Origin of the sequence: Pseudomonas sp. NPDC096950 (assembly GCF_044762525.1) — a bacterium.
Lineage (GTDB): Bacteria > Pseudomonadota > Gammaproteobacteria > Pseudomonadales > Pseudomonadaceae > Aquipseudomonas.
This window is the reverse complement of record NZ_JBIWEL010000024.1, coordinates 8,273-25,753: the sequence shown is the minus strand read 5'-3', so window position 1 is coordinate 25,753 and position 17,481 is coordinate 8,273. Positions and strand designations below refer to the sequence as shown.

15 protein-coding genes and 1 pseudogene are annotated in these 17,481 nt (G+C 60.6%); 10 read left to right on the top strand and 6 right to left on the bottom strand.

All coding sequences use genetic code 11. The features are described from left to right. Positions 1–40: 40 nt before the first annotated feature. The 3 genes from amn to ACIQY3_RS27525 form a co-directional block, all read right to left on the bottom strand. On the bottom strand, positions 41–1,540 hold the full coding sequence (gene amn, locus ACIQY3_RS27535) for an AMP nucleosidase (RefSeq protein ID WP_177332738.1): 1,500 nt from the start codon (positions 1,538–1,540) through the stop codon (positions 41–43). 175 nt (positions 1,541–1,715) lie between these two features. Next, positions 1,716–3,362: an acyl-CoA dehydrogenase family protein gene (locus tag ACIQY3_RS27530; protein ID WP_403026063.1), complete on the bottom strand. Its 1,647-nt coding sequence runs from the start codon at positions 3,360–3,362 to the stop codon at positions 1,716–1,718. A gap of 88 nt (positions 3,363–3,450) precedes the next feature. Next, on the bottom strand, positions 3,451–5,820 hold the full coding sequence (locus ACIQY3_RS27525) for a 7TM diverse intracellular signaling domain-containing protein (protein ID WP_403026061.1): 2,370 nt from the start codon (positions 5,818–5,820) through the stop codon (positions 3,451–3,453). Between the two features lie 349 nt (positions 5,821–6,169). On the opposite strand from ACIQY3_RS27525, the gene ACIQY3_RS27520 reads away from it, so the two are divergent. The 4 genes from ACIQY3_RS27520 (at position 6,170) to ACIQY3_RS27505 (ending at position 9,716) form a co-directional block, all read left to right on the top strand. Further along, positions 6,170–6,967: a hydroxymethylpyrimidine/phosphomethylpyrimidine kinase gene (locus ACIQY3_RS27520; protein ID WP_054052463.1), complete on the top strand. Its 798-nt coding sequence runs from the start codon at positions 6,170–6,172 to the stop codon at positions 6,965–6,967. Between the two features lie 32 nt (positions 6,968–6,999). Beyond that, complete coding sequence (gene thiE / locus ACIQY3_RS27515; RefSeq protein ID WP_054052461.1) at positions 7,000–7,626, top strand: thiamine phosphate synthase; 627 nt, start codon at positions 7,000–7,002, stop codon at positions 7,624–7,626. Positions 7,627–7,653: 27 nt separating this feature from the next. Then, positions 7,654–8,937 (top strand): glutamate-1-semialdehyde 2,1-aminomutase, encoded by a 1,284-nt coding sequence (gene hemL / locus ACIQY3_RS27510; protein WP_403026059.1) that lies wholly within the window; start codon positions 7,654–7,656, stop codon positions 8,935–8,937. A 224-nt stretch (positions 8,938–9,161) separates the two neighbouring features. After that, positions 9,162–9,716, top strand: a complete 555-nt coding sequence (locus ACIQY3_RS27505) for a tetratricopeptide repeat protein (RefSeq protein ID WP_403026057.1) — start codon at positions 9,162–9,164, stop codon at positions 9,714–9,716. Between the two features lie 129 nt (positions 9,717–9,845). Here ACIQY3_RS27505 and ACIQY3_RS27500 read toward each other — a convergent pair whose 3' ends face one another. Then, on the bottom strand, positions 9,846–10,175 hold the full coding sequence (locus ACIQY3_RS27500; protein WP_403026055.1) for a DUF1820 family protein: 330 nt from the start codon (positions 10,173–10,175) through the stop codon (positions 9,846–9,848). A 134-nt stretch (positions 10,176–10,309) separates the two neighbouring features. Here ACIQY3_RS27500 and miaB point away from each other — a divergent pair, with 134 nt between their 5' ends. The 5 genes from miaB (at position 10,310) to lnt (ending at position 15,720) form a co-directional block, all read left to right on the top strand. Continuing rightward, positions 10,310–11,638: a tRNA (N6-isopentenyl adenosine(37)-C2)-methylthiotransferase MiaB gene (gene miaB, locus ACIQY3_RS27495; RefSeq protein WP_163911539.1), complete on the top strand. Its 1,329-nt coding sequence runs from the start codon at positions 10,310–10,312 to the stop codon at positions 11,636–11,638. Between the two features lie 206 nt (positions 11,639–11,844). Next, a complete protein-coding gene (locus ACIQY3_RS27490) occupies positions 11,845–12,849 on the top strand; it encodes a PhoH family protein (protein WP_403026054.1) in 1,005 nt (334 codons plus the stop codon). Then, on the top strand, positions 12,842–13,336 hold the full coding sequence (gene ybeY, locus ACIQY3_RS27485; RefSeq protein WP_403026052.1) for an rRNA maturation RNase YbeY: 495 nt from the start codon (positions 12,842–12,844) through the stop codon (positions 13,334–13,336). The genes ACIQY3_RS27490 and ybeY overlap by 8 nt, the downstream gene beginning before the upstream one ends. Positions 13,337–13,341: 5 nt before the next feature. After that, complete coding sequence (locus tag ACIQY3_RS27480) at positions 13,342–14,181, top strand: HlyC/CorC family transporter (protein WP_027924283.1); 840 nt, start codon at positions 13,342–13,344, stop codon at positions 14,179–14,181. A gap of 15 nt (positions 14,182–14,196) precedes the next feature. Beyond that, positions 14,197–15,720 (top strand): apolipoprotein N-acyltransferase, encoded by a 1,524-nt coding sequence (lnt, locus tag ACIQY3_RS27475; protein ID WP_403026050.1) that lies wholly within the window; start codon positions 14,197–14,199, stop codon positions 15,718–15,720. Positions 15,721–15,827: 107 nt separating this feature from the next. Here lnt and ACIQY3_RS27470 read toward each other — a convergent pair whose 3' ends face one another. Together ACIQY3_RS27470 and ACIQY3_RS27465 are read right to left on the bottom strand one after the other, a co-directional pair. After that, the gene (locus ACIQY3_RS27470) at positions 15,828–16,607 is read right to left on the bottom strand and encodes a YdcF family protein (RefSeq protein WP_403026048.1); all 780 of its coding nucleotides are present in this window, start codon (positions 16,605–16,607) and stop codon (positions 15,828–15,830) included. 106 nt (positions 16,608–16,713) lie between these two features. Continuing rightward, positions 16,714–17,034 (bottom strand): hypothetical protein, encoded by a 321-nt coding sequence (locus tag ACIQY3_RS27465; RefSeq protein WP_201198146.1) that lies wholly within the window; start codon positions 17,032–17,034, stop codon positions 16,714–16,716. Between the two features lie 281 nt (positions 17,035–17,315). Between ACIQY3_RS27465 and ACIQY3_RS27460 the strand changes: the two are divergent. Further along, positions 17,316–17,481, top strand: a pseudogene (locus tag ACIQY3_RS27460) (hypothetical protein); the annotation flags it as partial.

Below are 17,481 nucleotides of genomic sequence, written 5' to 3'. Positions count from 1 at the left end.
TGCTAATGCTAGTGCCCCAACCGCTAAATGGCCATGACTGTTAACGGAACGGCGGCTCGTCGAAGCTGCGCAGTTTGCGCGAGTGCAACGAGTTGAGTTCGGTGCGCAACAGATCCACCGCCTCGATGCCGATCTTCAAGTGCTGGCTGACCGCGCGCTCATAGAAGGCGTTGGCCGAACCCGGCAGCTTGATTTCGCTGTGCAACGGCTTGTCGGAAACACACAGCAACGTGCCATACGGCACCCGTAGGCGATAACCCTGGGCGGCGATGGTGCCGCTTTCCATGTCCACCGCCACGGCGCGGGACAGGTTGATCAGCGGCCGTTCCTGGGCCCAACGCAATTCCCAGTTACGGTCGTCGTAGGTCAGCACGGTGCCAGTGCGCAGGCGTTTCTTCAGTTCGTCGCCCTTCTCGCCGGTGATATTGGCCGCCGCTTGCTGCAACGCCATCTGCACTTCGGCCAGGGCAGGGATCGGAATGTTCGGCGGCACGACCCGGTCGAGAATCCCGTCGCGGCGCATGTAGGCGTGAGCCAATACGTAGTCGCCAATGGTCTGGGACTGACGCAGGCCGCCGCAGTGACCGATCATCAGCCAGCAATGCGGACGCAGCACGGCGAGGTGGTCGGTGATGTTCTTGGCGTTGGACGGGCCGACGCCGATGTTCACCAGGGTCACACCGTGGCCATCGCTGGCGATCAGGTGATAGGCCGGCATCTGGTAACGGTGCCAGACCACGCCAGCGGCAATCGCCGAGGCTTCGCCGTGGTCCATGCTCTTTTCGATGATCACGTTGCCCGGCAAGACCATGCGCACAAAACGCGGGTCGCTGCGCAACTGCTCCAGGCCATGCACGATGAATTGGTCGACATAACGATGGTAGTTGGTCAGCAGGATCCACGGCTGCACATGGCGCCAGTCGCTACCGGTGTAATGCACCAGCCGGCGCAGGGAGAAATCCACCCGCGCCGCATCGAACAGGGCCAGAGGCAGCGGATCGGTGTTTTCCCAGTCGTACAAGCCATCGGCAATGCCGTCGGTGGCGGCGGACAGGTCGGTACTCGGGAACACCCGCGCCAGCGTGGCGGCGGTCACGCCGGAACCGGCCAGCTCATCGCCCTGCTCGACCACGTACGGATACGGTATGTTCTGCTTGCTCACACCGACTTCCACCGTGACGGTGAAGTCGTGCATCAATGGCACCAGTTGTTCCAGCAGGTATTTACGAAACGCCGCCGGATGGGTGACGGTGACACTGTACGTCCCCGGCAACTGGACCTTGGCGTAGGCGCGGGTAGTCTGCGGGACTTCGCCCTGGCAGAGGTAGGTCAGGCGCAATTCGGGATAACGAAACATCGCACGCTGTTCGGCGTCCGGTTCGACTCGATCCTTGAGGTAACGCTTGAGCGCCTGATTCAGCGCAGAAGTAGCCTGCTCATGCAGGGCGGCGAGCCGGTCTACGGCTTGTTCGGCGGTTTGAACGACAATAAACGCTTCGGTCACGATCAGCTTCCTGTGTTCTGACTTGCAGACCTTCATCTTGCCTGCATCGTCGCTTCACGGGAACAGTGGCGTGCTGATACAAATGCCGTGATCACCACAGATCCCTTGTGGGAGCGGGCTTGCTCGCGAAGGCGGTGGATCAGCCAACATCATCGTTGAATGTTAAACCGCATTCGCGAGCAAGCCCACTCCCACTGGGGTTCAGCGTCGTTCAGACTTGCGGGGTCGAGCGCGCGACCAGCGCTTCAACGTCGAGCCCTCGCGGCAACGCGCCATACACCCGACCGGCGGAACCGAGGCGGCTGGCGATAAATGCATCACTGACCGCCGCATTGCCGGCCTCCAGCAACAACTTGGCCTGAAGCCCCAGCGCAATATCCTCGGTCAACTGCCGGGCGCGGTATTGAATGTCGCTGGTGTCCTTAAAGGCTGCCTGCAACTGCGTGATGTGCGCCGCCAGGCGCTTATCGCCATGCCCATCGCCCAACTCGCTGAACAGCACATCCAGCACGCCGGGTTCTTTCGACAAGGCCCGCAGCACATCGAGGCATTGCACGTTGCCGGAACCTTCCCACGTCGAGTTCACCGGCGCCTCACGGTACAAGCGCGGCAGGATGCTTTCTTCGACGTAACCGGCGCCGCCCATGCATTCGGCGGCTTCGTTGATCATTCCCGGCGCGCGCTTGCAGATCCAGTACTTGCCCACCGCCGTCACCAGCCGGGCGAATTTGGCTTCATGGCTGTCATCCAGATGATCCAGCGCCTTGCCCATGCGCAGGCTCAGCGCCAGGGCGGCTTCGCTTTCCAGGGCCAGGTCGGCCAGGACGTTCTGCATCAACGGTTGTTCGCTGAGCAACTTGCCGCCCACCGTGCGATGGGCGCAGTGATGGCTGGCCTGGGTCAAGGCCTGGCGCATCAGCGCACTGGAACCGACCATGCAATCGAAGCGGGTCATGGCGACCATTTCGATGATGGTCGGCACGCCCCGGCCTTCTTCGCCGATCATCCACGCCAGCGCGCCACGGAACTCCACTTCGCTGGAGGCGTTGGAGCAATTGCCGAGTTTGTTTTTCAGGCGCTGGATGTAGAACTGATTGCGCGTGTCGTCCGGGCGATGGCGCGGCAGCAGGAAACAGGTCAGACCCTTGTCGGTCTGAGCCAGGGTCAGGAACGCATCGCACATTGGCGCCGAACAGAACCACTTGTGCCCTACCAGTTCATACGCCTGGCCCGGACCGCTGGCGCCAACCGGATATGCCTTGGTGGTGTTGGCCCGCACGTCGGTGCCGCCCTGTTTCTCGGTCATGGCCATGCCGATGGTGACGCCAGCCTTGTGGGCCATGCCGACATTGCGCGGGTCATATTCGGTGGCGAGGATTTTCGGCAGCCATTTTTCGGCCAGATCCGGTTGCAGGCGCATCGCCGGGACGCTGGCGAAGGTCATGGTCAACGGGCAACCGCTGCCGGCCTCGGCCTGGCTGTGCAGATAGGACATGGAGGCCCGGGCGACATGCGCACCGGATTGCGGATGTGCCCACGGCGAGGAGGTCAAACCGTGCTCGACTGCGGTACGCATCAGTTCGTGATAAGCCGGGTGAAATTCCACCAGGTCGATGCGATGACCATAGCGGTCATGGCTGACGAACACCGGTTTGTTCTGATTGGCCAGGAACCCGGCTTCCATCAGCGGCCCGCCGGCCAGGGCACCGTAGGCGTCGATCCGCGACTCGGCCCAACCGGCACCAAACCGTCGCGACCACTCCTGCAACGGCAGGTCGATGCGATAAAGATTGGTGCCGTCCAGCGACGGTGGCTGGTTGGTGACTTCGTGGGTTTCGGCGAACTGATGCAGGTTCATGACGGGGCTCCTTTGGTCAGCCAGGACCTCAGTTAAGCACCGGCCCTTGGCTGAACAAAGTGTCATATGCGCCTAATTGTCGGCGCTTTCACCCTATCTCGTAACAAAGTACTCGGCGATAAAGCGCGGCTTGCAGATCCTCGAATTTCACCGGTTTGCTCAGGAAGTCGATCAGCGCGCCCGTCGGGCAGTGCTCTCGATCAACGTTCAGGGCAACCATGAACACCGGCAACTCGGCGCAGCCGGGCAAGCCGCGGATCTGGCAGCACAGGGATGCGCCGTCATGGGCCGGCAACTGACAATCGAGCACGACCGCATCGAAGACTTCACGCTGCAATTGATCGAGCGCCGTCACGCCGCTGTCCGCCGTGCGCACCCGGAACCCGAGCTTGAGCAACATGCCGCGCATCACCAATTGATTGATGCTGTTGTCATCGACCAACAACACGGTGCAGTCCTGAGGCTGCCGCAGACGGGAAGCGTCCCGAGGCATCGAGGGCGCAGGCACCGGCTCTACGACCGGTAACTCTACTTCGACATCCAGCTGGAAACGACTGCCGCGCCCCGGTTCGGAGCGATGGGTCAGGCGCCCGCCGAGCAATTCCACCAGTTGCCGACAAATCGCCAGGCCAACGCCCAGGCCGCCATATTCGCGGGTCATCGAGCCGTCGAGCTGGAAGAAACGCTGATACATCGTCGCCTCCCCCAGATCGGTAAAGCCGATGCCGGTGTCGATCACCGCAAAGGACAGGGCCAGCCGTCCCTCTTCCACGGTCTTGCCTGTCACTCGCAGCGCTACGCCGCCGACCCGGGTGAACTTGATCGCATTGTCCAGCAGGCATTCCAGGCATTGCGCCAGTTTGCTGCTGTCGCCGAGCAGGCGATCGGGCAGCCCCGGCGTCACTTCGACCTTGAGGTCCAGGGACTTGCTAAACGCATTGCCTTCGAACTGGGTACGCAAGGTATCGAGCACGCCGCGCAGGCTGAAAGACTCCGGGTAAGCCTTGAGCTTGCCGGCCTGCAATTCGGTCAGGGTGAGGATGCCGTTGACCATGCGCATCATGTCCCGCGCCGAACCGGCGGCGGTTTGCTGGTATTGCTCCAGTTCCGGGTCCATCTCGACGGTCTGCATCAACTCCAGCGAACCGATCACCCCGTTCATCGGCGTGCGCAGTTCGTGGGTCAGGGTCGCGAGGAATTCGTCCTTGAGCTTGTTACTGCGGGCCAGTTGCTGGTTGAGCACTTCAAGTTTCTGCCCGGCATCGAACAGGGTTTGCGCCTGTTGCTCACGCATGGCGTTGATGCGGTCGGCCAGCGCCAGGGACAGCAGCGCCACTTCGATCGCCGAGCCGATCTGGCTGGCGTACATGGTCAGGAACACGTTCGGCAGGTAACCCAGCACCATCAGCGTATTGACGACGCCACCGAGCAAAAACGCCGACCAAGCGATGATGAAGTAACGCGCCACCCGCAGGCCGCGCCCCCAGGCGAAGATCCCGGCGGCAAAAATCACCACGGTGAAAATCAAGGCCAGCGCCGTTGCCAGGCGCAGGGCCAGGGCGTAACTGGTCATCAGCGACAACCCGACCACCACCGCACCAAACACAATCAACCCCAACAGCAAGCGATCGAGCCAGCGACTGTGTTGCGCGGTTTGCAGGAAGCTGCGGGCGAACTGGCTGCCGAACAGCCCGGCGCAACCGATGAAGAACGGCGTCGCGGCGTTGGCCCACCAAGGGTTGTCCGGCCAGAAATACTCCACCGCCGCGCCGTTCACCGACAACTGATACAGGCCGAACGAGGCGATATAGAAGATGTAATAGAGGTAACTGGTGTCGCGCACGCTGAGGTAGATGAACAGGTTGTAGACCACCATCCCCAGCAACACGCCGTAGATCAGGCCCAGTACATAAAGACGCACTGGCTGTTCTTCGAGGTAAGCGGTGCTCGACCACAACGTCACCGGTGCCTGGATCGAACCCTGGCTTTGCAGACGCAAGTACAGGGTTTGCGCCTGGTCAGGCTTGAAATCCAGATTGAACAGGTAGTTGTTCTGGCGAATCTCGCGGCTGGCGAACGGCAGGGCGTCACCGGTGCGGCGGATCAGCTGATAGTCGCCGCGGGCATCGGGCAAATACAGGTCGAGGTGATCGAGGGGCGGATAAGCCAGTTCCAGCAACCAGGTCCGTTGTGCTTGCGGATTGGTCGGCCGGTAGTGCAGGTCGATTTTCAGCCAGAACACCGAACGCGAATAACCGGCGTTGAGGGTGGCTTTATCGTGGGTTTTGAAATTGCCGGCGGCGGCTTGCCCGCGGACATCGGCGATGGTCGCCTGGCCGCCCGCGTCTTCGTACACCTGCATGGTTCGACCCAGGGGAAGGCTCTGGGTGAATTCGTCAAATTCAACGGCGCTCGCCAGGAGGGGCAAGCACAACAGCAACATCAGCAAATAGCGCATTTAAGCCCCAGCGTGGCCTGTCCGGTCGTGTCAGGAAGCCCCCCATTCCTTTTGAGTAGACGTAAAACCGGTATTACCTGTTATTGGTTTGGATCCACTCTAGCATAGCCGTTGATGGCCATTGAGCACCATTGAAATTTTTCCTACAGAGGCTCTAGAACGGGCGTTTCAGCGCAGCACCTTAAGATAGAGCTGTTTGCCCGGTCAGATTGTGACAAAAAGATCGCGGCCTTCGGCAACTCCTCCCATTTTGCGTCTGGCCGAGGTCTCTGTAGGAGCTGGCGAAGCCTGCGATCTTTTGATCTTCCTGCGGTCGAAAAAAACAGGTTTGGTGGTAAGCTCGCGCACCATGAATATCTACAGCTCTCGCCCCGTTGTCCTCTGTCTCTCCGGCCACGACCCAAGTGGTGGCGCCGGCTTGCAGGCAGATATCGAAGCCCTGCTCGCCCAGGGTTGTCATGCGGCCCCGGCCGTCACTGCCCTGACTGTGCAAGACACGGTCAATGTCACTGACTTCCGCGTCCTCGATCGTGAGTGGGTGTTGGCCCAGGCTAACGCCGTGCTCAACGACTCCGAAGTCGCGGCGGTCAAACTGGGCATGCTCGGTTCCCTGGAGATGGTCGACACCGTTGTCGAACTGCTCTCGGCGCACCCGCATTTGCCGGTGGTCTGCGACCCGGTGCTGCGTGCCGGTGGCGGCGGACGCCTGGGCAAGGACGAAGTCGGCTACGCCATGCGCGAACGCCTGCTGCCGCTGTCGATCATTGCCACCCCCAACCTTCCCGAAGCCCGCATCCTCGCCGAACTGCCCGACGGCACCGCGGACGAGTGCGCTGAAAAACTCCTGCCTTTCGTCAAACACCTGCTGATCACCGGCGGCCATGGCGACGAACACGAAATCCACAATCGCCTGTATAGCCGCGACGGTCGCCGCGAAACCTTCACCTGCCAGCGCTTGCCCGGCAGTTACCACGGTTCCGGCTGCACCCTGGCCAGCGCCCTCGCCGGTCGTCTGGCCCAGGGTGAAAACCTCGCCAGTGCCGTGCAGACCGCGCTTAACTACACGTGGCGCACCCTGCGTGATGCCGAGCAGTTGGGCAAAGGCCAGTTCGTGCCGCGCCGCCTGCCGCTGGATTTCTGTTCGTAACTTTTGATGCGTGAAGCGCAGAGGCTTGCCCGATGAAACTACGTGGCCTGTACGCCATTACCGATAGCCAGTTACTGGCCGGTAAATTTCTTTCGTACGTGGAGGCGGCGCTGGAAGGCGGCGTCACGCTGCTGCAATACCGCGACAAGAGCAGCGACGAGGCCCGGCGTTTGCGCGAGGCCGAAGCCCTGCGGGATTTGTGTGATCGCTACAAGACTCAACTGATCATTAACGACGACGCCGAGCTGGCCGCACGCCTGAACGTCGGCGTGCATCTGGGCCAGACCGATGGCCCGCTGACTCCGGCCCGTGCTTTGCTCGGTCGCCAGGCGATCATCGGTTCGACCTGCCACGCGCAACTCGAACTCGCCGAACAAGCCGCCAAGGAAGGCGCCAGTTACGTCGCCTTCGGCCGCTTCTTCAATTCCAACACCAAACCCGGCGCCCCGACGTGCAGTCTCGATCTGCTCGACCAGGCCCGCAGCAAACTGCACCTGCCGATCTGCGCGATTGGCGGCATCACATTGGAAAACGCCGCGCCGCTGGTGGCCCACGGGGTCGATTTGCTCGCGGTGGTCCATGGCCTGTTTGGTGCCGAGAGCACGGCTGAAGTCACCCGCCGCGCCCGCGCCTTCAACGAACTGCTTTCTATTAAGTAGCTTAAAATCCGATTTGAGAGCCCGATCATGTCTCGTTCCGAAACACTATTTGCCGATGCCCAAAAACACATCCCCGGTGGCGTGAACTCGCCGGTTCGCGCGTTCAAGAGCGTGGGCGGCACGCCGCTGTTCTTCAAACACGCGGAAGGCGCCTACGTCACCGACGAAGACGACAAGCGTTATGTCGATTACGTCGGTTCCTGGGGCCCGATGATCCTCGGCCACAGCCACCCGGACGTGCTGGACGCCGTGCGTAAACAGCTGGAACACGGCTTGTCCTACGGCGCCCCGACCGCCATGGAAACCGAGATGGCCGACCTGGTCTGCTCGATCGTGCCGTCGATGGAAATGGTGCGCATGGTCAGCTCCGGCACCGAAGCGACCATGAGCGCGATTCGCCTGGCCCGTGGTTTCACCGGCCGCGATGCGATCATCAAGTTTGAAGGTTGCTACCACGGCCACTCCGACAGCCTGCTGGTCAAGGCCGGTTCCGGCTTGCTGACCCAAGGCGTACCGAGCTCGGCGGGCGTCCCGGCTGACTTCGCCAAACACACCCTGACCCTGCCGTTCAACGACATCGACGCCGTGGAAACCATGCTCGCCGAAGTCGGCCAGGACGTGGCGTGCATCATCGTCGAGCCAGTGGCCGGCAACATGAACTGCGTACCGCCGGCACCGGGTTTCCTCGAAGGCCTGCGCACACTCTGCGACAAACATGGCGTGGTGCTGATCTTCGACGAAGTGATGACCGGTTTCCGCGTGGCACTCGGCGGTGCACAAGCACACTTCGGCGTAACGCCGGACCTGAGCACCTTCGGCAAAATCATCGGCGGCGGCATGCCAGTGGGCTGCTTCGGCGGCAAACGCGAAATCATGTCGCACATCGCGCCGCTGGGCCCGGTGTACCAGGCAGGCACCTTGTCGGGTAACCCGCTGGCCATGGCCGCCGGCCTGACCACCCTGCGCCTGATCAGCCGTCCGGGTTTCCACGCCGAGCTGAGCGACTACACCAGCCGCCTGCTTGACGGCCTGCAACAACGCGCCGATGCCGCGGGCATTCCATTCGTGACCACTCAGGCGGGCGGTATGTTCGGCCTGTACTTCAGTGGCGCCGACGACATCGTGACCTTCGATGACGTGATGTCCAGCGACGCCAACCTGTTCAAGCGCTTCTTCCACTTGATGCTGGAAGGTGGCGTGTACCTGGCGCCGAGTGCTTTCGAAGCCGGTTTCACCTCGATCGCCCACGGCGAAACCGAGTTGAAACTGACACTGGACGCTGCCGAGCGCGCATTCGCCGCGTTGAAATAACTCTGTGCCGCTGACGTTGGCGATTGCCAGCGTCAGCTTTTACCTACATTCCTGCGTCTTTTCCTACCCTTGCGCCAATAATCTCCCGCAAAGTGGGCGATATATTCCCCGCGCAGCAGAAAAACGAGTAAAGACTTTGTAAGGTTGGCCCTGCTTATTTCATAATGCGCGCTTATTGGATCCCTCGATGGGTCCGCGCGCCCTTCAGAGGTAAGTCGATTCCCATGAACCGCACCGGCCGCACCCTTGCATTGGGCTGCCTGTTGCTCCTTCAGCCCCTGCTCGCGTATGCACAAGCAGGCGGCAACTCGTTGTTGATCCCAGCGATGGGTCGCTGCACCCTCAATACTCAGCCGCAAGACCTGACGCAAGCGCTGGCCGCCTGCCAGAAAGCGTCGGATGAAGGGGATGCGCAAGCGCAATACGAGTTGGGTGAGTTCTACTACGACGGCAAAAACACGCCTCGCGACCTCAATAAAGCCTTGGCCTTCTTCGAAAAAGCCTCCCTGCAAGGCCACGCCCAGGCGCAATTCAAACTCGGCACCATGTTCTTCCACGGCGAAGGCGTGCCGGCCAATAACGTCCAGGCGTACATCGTGCTGAAAATGGCCGCGGTCAACGGCGCAGAAGATGCGTTGGACACCGCCGACGAAGTCGCCGAGAAAATGCCCCGCGAAGATCTGGAAGTCGCTACCCAGGTGCTGGGGCAAATCTTCCGCAAATACCTGATGGAATTGCAGAGCGCGGATGGGCGTACGCCGTTTTCGCCTCTTCCCTGATTTCTGTTTTGTTCTGACTGACCCCTTCGCGAGCAAGCCCGCTCCCACCTTTAACCGCGTTCCAACCTAAGGACTCGGTCTACTGTGGGAGCGGGCTTGCTCGCGAATGGGGCCACTCGGTCTTACTTCTTACTTATCCGGCATCGGCATCGGAAACGGCATCACATTGCCGACCGCACCACGGGCCTCGATGATTTTCGGCGTGCCCAGGCGCTCGACTTCATCGATGCGCACAATCGAATGCATCGGCACAAAACTGCGCACCACGCCCTCGAACTGAGCCTTGAGTTTCTCTTCGCTCGGATCGAAGACCACTTGCGTGCGCTCGCCAAAGACGAACTCTTCCACTTCCAGGAAGCCCCACAGATCACTTTGATAGATCTGCTTGGCATACATTTCGTACACCTGGCCCTGATTGAGGAAAATCACCTTATAGATTGGGGCTTCACGTTTGGTCATGGTGGGCGGGCAACACATCGGGGATAAAAATGAGGGCGCGAACTATAGCATAGCCGCCGGACGCACAACGGTAGGAACCTTGGGACATGTTCCCTATAATGCGCGGTTCTTTGAATCACGTGATGACTCTGTCCATGGCCAAGAAGCTTTACATCGAAACCCACGGTTGCCAGATGAACGAGTACGACAGCTCGCGCATGGTCGATCTGCTGGGTGAACACCAGGCCCTGGAAGTCACCGCTCGCGCTGAAGATGCCGACGTGATCCTGCTCAACACCTGCTCCATCCGCGAGCGCGCCCAGGACCGGGTGTATTCCCAGCTCGGCCGCTGGCGCGAACTGAAACTCGCCAACCCGGACATGGTGATCGCCGTCGGCGGTTGCGTGGCCAGCCAGGAAGGCGCCGCCATCCGCGACCGCGCACCCTACGTGGACGTGGTCTTCGGCCCGCAGACCCTGCACCGCCTGCCGGAAATGATCGACGCCGCCCGCGCCACCAAGCTGCCGCAAGTGGACGTATCGTTCCCGGAAATCGAAAAATTCGACCATTTGCCCGAACCACGCATCGACGGGCCGAGTGCCTATGTGTCGGTGATGGAAGGTTGCAGCAAGTACTGCACCTTCTGCGTGGTGCCGTATACCCGCGGTGAAGAAGTCAGCCGTCCGTTCGACGACGTGATCGCCGAGATCATTCACCTCGCCGAAAACGGCGTGCGCGAAGTGACCCTGCTGGGGCAGAACGTCAACGGTTATCGCGGCACCACCCACGACGGGCGCCTGGCTGACCTCGCTGAGCTGATCCGCGTGGTCGCCGCCGTCGATGGCATCGACCGGATTCGCTACACCACGTCGCACCCGCTGGAGTTTTCCGACAGCCTGATCCAGGCCCACGCCGAAGTGCCGGAGCTGGTGAAACACCTGCACTTGCCGGTGCAGTCGGGTTCGGACCGGATTCTGTCGGCGATGAAGCGCAACCACACCGCGCTGGAATACAAATCCAAACTGCGCAAGCTGCGGGCTGCCGTGCCGGGGATCTGCATCAGCTCGGACTTTATCGTCGGCTTCCCGGGCGAAACCGAGAAAGACTTCGAACAGACCATGAAGCTGATCGAAGACGTCGGTTTCGACTTCTCCTACTCGTTCGTTTATAGCCAGCGCCCGGGGACTCCGGCCGCCGACCTCGCCGACGAAACGCCGGAAGAGCTGAAAAAAGAACGCCTGAACGCGCTGCAACATCGCCTGAACCAGCAGGGTTTCGAGATCAGCCGACAAATGGTCGGCTCGACCCAACGGATTTTGGTTACCGATTATTCGAAAAAGGACCCTGGCGAGCTGCAAGGCCGGACCGAGAATAACCGTATCGTCAACTTCCGCTGCGACAATCCAACCCTGATTGGCCAGTTCGCCGACGTGCACATCGATGCCGCACAGCCGCACTCGTTGCGGGGCTCGCTCATCCAATAACACCGACTTCCCCCTGTGGGAGCGGGCTTGCTCGCGAAGAGGCCGTGTCAGTCAACATCAATGTCGCTGACACACCGCCTTCGCGAGCAAGCCCGCTCCCACAAGGGAGGGTGTTTTGCCTGGGGTTATTTAAGAGCTTTCGCACCCAGCCCTCTGGCGTTATCCTTGATTTCATCTTAATTGCCCCAGGGCGGCTAAATACGACCTTGAACGCACCCATCGAACCACATCGTTTCATCCTCGAGCCCTTTGAGGCTCGCCGCTTCGCCAATCTGTGCGGGCAATTCGACGAGCATCTGCGCTTGATCGAACAGCGCCTGACCATCGAGATCCGCAATCGCGGAAACCAGTTCGAACTGATCGGCGAACCCAAGCACACCACTTCCGCGGAAAATCTGATTCGCCGTCTGTACCGGGAAACCAAAGGTACCGAGCTGTCGCCGGATACGGTTCACCTGTTCCTGCAGGAATCCGCCGTCGAAGAGCTGGACAACGTCTCTCCCAACGAACCTTCCGTCGCCCTGCGCACCAAAAAAGGCATGATTCGCCCTCGCGGCTTGAATCAGCTGCGCTACGTGAAGGAAATCCTCGGTAATGACATCAATTTCGGCATCGGCCCGGCCGGTACCGGCAAGACCTATCTGGCCGTTGCCTGCGCGGTAGACGCACTGGAACGCGAACAGATTCGCCGCATCCTGCTGGTGCGCCCGGCGGTCGAGGCGGGCGAAAAACTCGGTTTCCTGCCCGGCGACCTGTCGCAAAAGATCGACCCGTACCTGCGCCCGCTGTATGACGCACTCTACGAAATGCTCGGCTTCGAACACGTGGCCAAGCTGATCGAGCGCCAGGTCATCGAAGTCGCGCCGCTGGCCTACATGCGCGGTCGCACGCTGAACAACAGCTTCATCATCCTCGACGAAAGCCAGAACACCACCGTCGAACAGATGAAGATGTTCCTGACCCGGATCGGCTTTGGTTCCACCGCCGTCATCACCGGTGACATCACCCAGGTCGACCTGCCAAAAGGCACCAAGTCCGGGCTGCACCATGTGATCGAAGTGCTCAAGGACGTGCCGGGTATCAGCTTCACCCATTTCATGCCCAAGGACGTCGTGCGCCATCCGCTGGTGCAACGCATTGTCGAAGCCTACGAGCGCTTCGAGAATCGCGTCGCCGATGAAGCGCCCAAGGATAAACGCCACGATGCTTGAGCTTGATCTGCAACTGGCCACCGAAGCGCCTGCGCCAAGCGAAGCCGAGTTCCGCCAATGGTGCGAACTGGCCCTGCGCCAGCGCACTGCCGACTCCGAAATGACCATTCGTTTGGTCGATGAAGAAGAAGCCCGCGAACTGAACTTCACCTGGCGGCAGAAAGACTACGCCACCAACGTATTGTCGTTCCCGGCCGATGTCCCCGATGAGTTTCTCGACATTCCCCTGCTGGGCGATCTGGTGATCTGCGTAGCGGTGGTCGAGCGCGAAGCCGCGGAACAAGGCAAGGAACTAAAGGCCCATTGGGCGCATCTGGTCATTCACGGTTGCTTGCATCTGCTTGGTTACGACCATATAGATGACGAGGAAGCCGAGGAAATGGAAGCACTGGAACGAACGTTGCTTGCCGAGTTGGGCTATCCCGACCCTTATGCGGACGACGAAACAGACACAACCCCCATCGTTACAACAAAGGATTCAGAGTAATCGCTATGAGCGAAGATCGATCGAGCAACGGGCAGAAGTCATGGCTGGGTAAGCTCACCCAGGCTTTTGCCCACGAGCCGAAGAACCGCCAGGAGCTGCTGGAGCTGCTGCGCGACGCACACCAGAACAAACTGTTGGACAGCGAAGCGCTGGCCATCGTCGAAGGCGCCATCCAGGTTGCGGACCTGCAAGTACGGGACATCATGGTCCCGCGCTCGCAAATGGTCAGCATCAAGGCGACCCAGACACCCCGCGAGTTCCTGCCCGCCGTGGTCGACTCGGCCCACTCACGCTACCCGGTGATCGGCGAAAGCCACGATGACGTGATGGGCGTGTTGCTGGCCAAGGACTTGCTGCCGTTGATCCTCAAGGAGAACGGCGACAGCTTCAACATCAAGGACCTGCTGCGCCCGGCCACTTTTGTGCCGGAGTCCAAGCGCCTGAATGTGCTGCTGCGCGAGTTCCGCGCCAACCACAACCACATGGCCATCGTCATCGACGAATACGGCGGCGTGGCCGGTCTGGTGACCATCGAAGACGTGCTGGAACAAATCGTCGGCGACATCGAAGACGAGCATGACGTTGAAGAAGACAGCTACATCAAGCCACTGCCCAGCGGTGACTTCCTGATCAAGGCGCTGACGCCGATCGAGAACTTCAACGAGTTCTTCGACAGCGAGTTCTCCGACGACGAGTTCGACACGGTGGGTGGCCTGGTGATGAGCGCGTTCGGGCACTTGCCAAAACGTAACGAAATCACTGAAATCGGCCCGTATCGTTTCCGTATCTTGAATGCCGACAGCCGTCGGATTCACTTGCTGCGCCTGACTCCAATTGCCCGGTAATTCCTAAGGATTGAAATGCATCGTCTGACCCGCCCCGGCTGGCCCGGTAATCTGCTGGCCGTGGTGGCCGGTGCAATCACCACCCTGGCGTTGGCGCCGTACGATATCTGGCCGCTGGCGTTGCTGGCGGTCGGTTTCTTTTATGCGGGTTTGCGCGAACTGAGCCCTCGTCAGGCGTTGGGCCGTGGCTGGTGCTTCGGTTTCGGCCTGTTTGGTGCCGGCACCAGTTGGATCTACTACAGCATTCACAACTTCGGCGGCGCTTCGGTGCTGTTGGCCGGTTTCCTGATGCTGATCTTCACCGCCGCGATTGCCTGGTTCTTCGCCCTGCCCGCCTGGATCTGGGCGCGCTGGTTGCGCCGCAACGAAGCGCCGCTGGCCGATGCTTTGGCGTTTGCGGCGTTGTGGGTCGGCCAGGAAGCGTTTCGCGGCTGGTTTCTTACCGGTTTCCCGTGGCTCTACTCCGGTTACAGCCAGCTCAACGGCCCGTTGGCCGGGCTCGCGCCGGTTGGCGGGATGTGGCTGATTTCCTTCGTTCTGGCCCTGACGGCAGCGTTGATCTGGAACGCGCCACGGCTGATTCGCACAGGCCGCAAAGGCTTTATTGCGGCCGGCGTGGTGTTGTTGGCCGGGCCATGGGTGGCGGGCCTGTTGCTCAAAGAGCATGCCTGGACCAGTCCGGCCGGCCCGGCCCTGAGTGTCGCGGCGATCCAGGGCAATATCGAACAAAGCATGAAGTGGGACCCGGCGCAGCTCAACGCGCAGCTGGCGCTGTACCGCGACATGAGCTTGAGTTCCAAGCGCGTCGATCTGCTGATCTGGCCGGAAACCGCAGTGCCGGTGCTCAAGGAGTCCGCAGAGGGCTACCTGAGCATGATGGGAAACTTCGCCGCCGAGCGTAAGACTGCGCTGATTACCGGCGTGCCGATTCGCCAGGAAGTCCGCCATGAGCGGCGTTTCTTCAATGGCATCACCGTGGTCGGTGAAGGCGATGGCACTTACCTCAAGCAGAAACTGGTGCCGTTCGGCGAGTACGTTCCGTTGCAGGACGTGTTGCGCGGGTTGATTGCGTTCTTCGATTTGCCGATGTCGGACTTTGCTCGCGGACCGGCCGATCAGGCCATGCTGCAAGCCAAGGGTTATCAGATTGCACCGTTCATTTGCTATGAAGTGGTCTACCCGGAATTCGCTGCCAGCCTGGCCGCCCGCAGCGATTTGCTCCTGACCATCAGCAACGACACCTGGTTCGGCAAATCCATCGGCCCGCTGCAACATTTGCAGATGGCGCAGATGCGCGCGCTTGAGGCTGGCCGCTGGATGATCCGCGCCACCAACAATGGCGTGACCGGTCTGATCAACCCGTTCGGGCAGATCACGGCACAGATTCCGCAGTTCGAACGCGGCATCCTTTATGGTGAAGTGGTGCCGATGCACAACCTGACGCCGTATCTGGAATGGCGTTCGTGGCCGCTGATCATTGTGTGCGTGTTGTTGTTTGGCTGGGCGTTGATCGCCAGTCGGATGGCGAAAACCGTTTAGAAGCTTCGCGAGCAAGCCCGCTCCCACAGATGACCGCGTTCTTTCATTGAAATGCGGTCCAGTGTGGGAGCGGGCTTGCTCGCGAAGGCAACATCACAGGCACCGCATCAATCTGCGCCCGCCTCACCCCGGTAGAACAGCGAATACCCGATCTGCCCCACCGCCTCATTCATCAACTGCCCGCTCTGCCAGATCGACTTGAACTCCGGCATCCAGCCGCCCAGCGGCCGGGCATTGTCCGCGCCCAGAAACCCAACCGGTGCGGGCACCACTTCAAACCCCGCCTTCTTGAAACTCCAGACTGCCCGCGGCATATGCGAGGCGTGAGTCACCACGACCACACGCTTGATCCCTTCCGGCAGCAACACCTTGGCGGTGAGCTGCGCATTCTCCCAGGTCGTGCGGCTAAGCCCTTCCTGCCAACGCACAGTCACGCCGAAATCATCGAGTAATGAATCTGCCATCAATTTGGCTTCCGATGGTGGTGTGCCGTAATGCAGGCCGCCCGTGGTCAGGATCGGCAATCCGGAGGCCTTGGCCAGTCGCGCGGCATAGCGCTGACGCTCCAGGCCGATGCCGGTCGGCTGGTCGGCGCCCCAGGCGGAGTCGCCCCGCTCACGTCCCGACCCCAGCACCACGATCGCATCCGCGCGCTGGCTCAGGGTCGCCCATTCATCCAGAGCCAGCGGCGGCTCTCGCTCCAGCGCCTTGGCGCTCCATTGCACCACCACTGGCAGGCTCATCAGCCAGAACCCGCCAAGCCCCAGTGCAAAGCACAGTCCGGCCAGTCGCGGCCGTGAGCGGCGCAACCACCAGGCAAGCGCCAGCAACAGCAGAAGAATGCCGGGTGGCAACAGAAGTTGTTTTACGAAGTAACGAAAAGGCATCGAGCATCTCCAGAGATGCCCGAAGCCTAAGTGGGTTGACGCAATGCGACAACTAATACGGAAGGACTATGCTTCAAAAAACCATGTGTCATGGCTTCAAGTGCCCTTACTTGAATTGCAGAGACCGGACCTTTACCGCGTCCCTGCCGGGTGTTTTGTCCTTGAGCCAGATGATCTTGGCCGAACGTGGTGCGTCGAGTTGCTTCACTGCTTCTGACAAGCATCCGTGTGTTTCACGTTCACTGCGATCCAGATACGCCTTGACCAGTGCAAACTCTGCGGGGCTCAGGCCACGCAATTCCAGCTCCAGGGGACGTTCATCACGCAACCGACCAGCGGTTTTCGCCGCGTCCAGGGCCATCCCCAGACGATCGATCAGTCGTTCATACAGCTCCGGTTTTGTAACTTTACGTTGTGACTCAACCATCCCTCACCTCATTGAAGATAAGACTCACTCCCCAATTAGGAGCTTAGCTTCCATGAACAAACCGGCTGAACCCAGCGACCAACGGCCCTCGCGGCGGGTTTTGAGGGACCTTGCGCCTGTAATCAGGGTTTCCCTCGATAGAGTGCGGTCATGTATGCTACGGCGCTTCCTGTAACTCCACTTCCAGCTCGCCTGGACACCGAAACGCCAATTTGGCGTGATCATCGTCCGGCGTTGCATTGAAGAGGATTAGGCCACCCCTATTCAGTTCAAAAGTAGCCATGCACGAACAATATCAGCCCCGTGAAATCGAAGCCGCCGCCCAGTCGTTCTGGGACGAGCAAAAGTCCTTTGAAGTCAGTGAACAGCCAGGCAAGGAGACTTTCTACTGCCTGTCGATGTTCCCTTACCCCAGCGGCAAGCTACACATGGGGCACGTGCGTAACT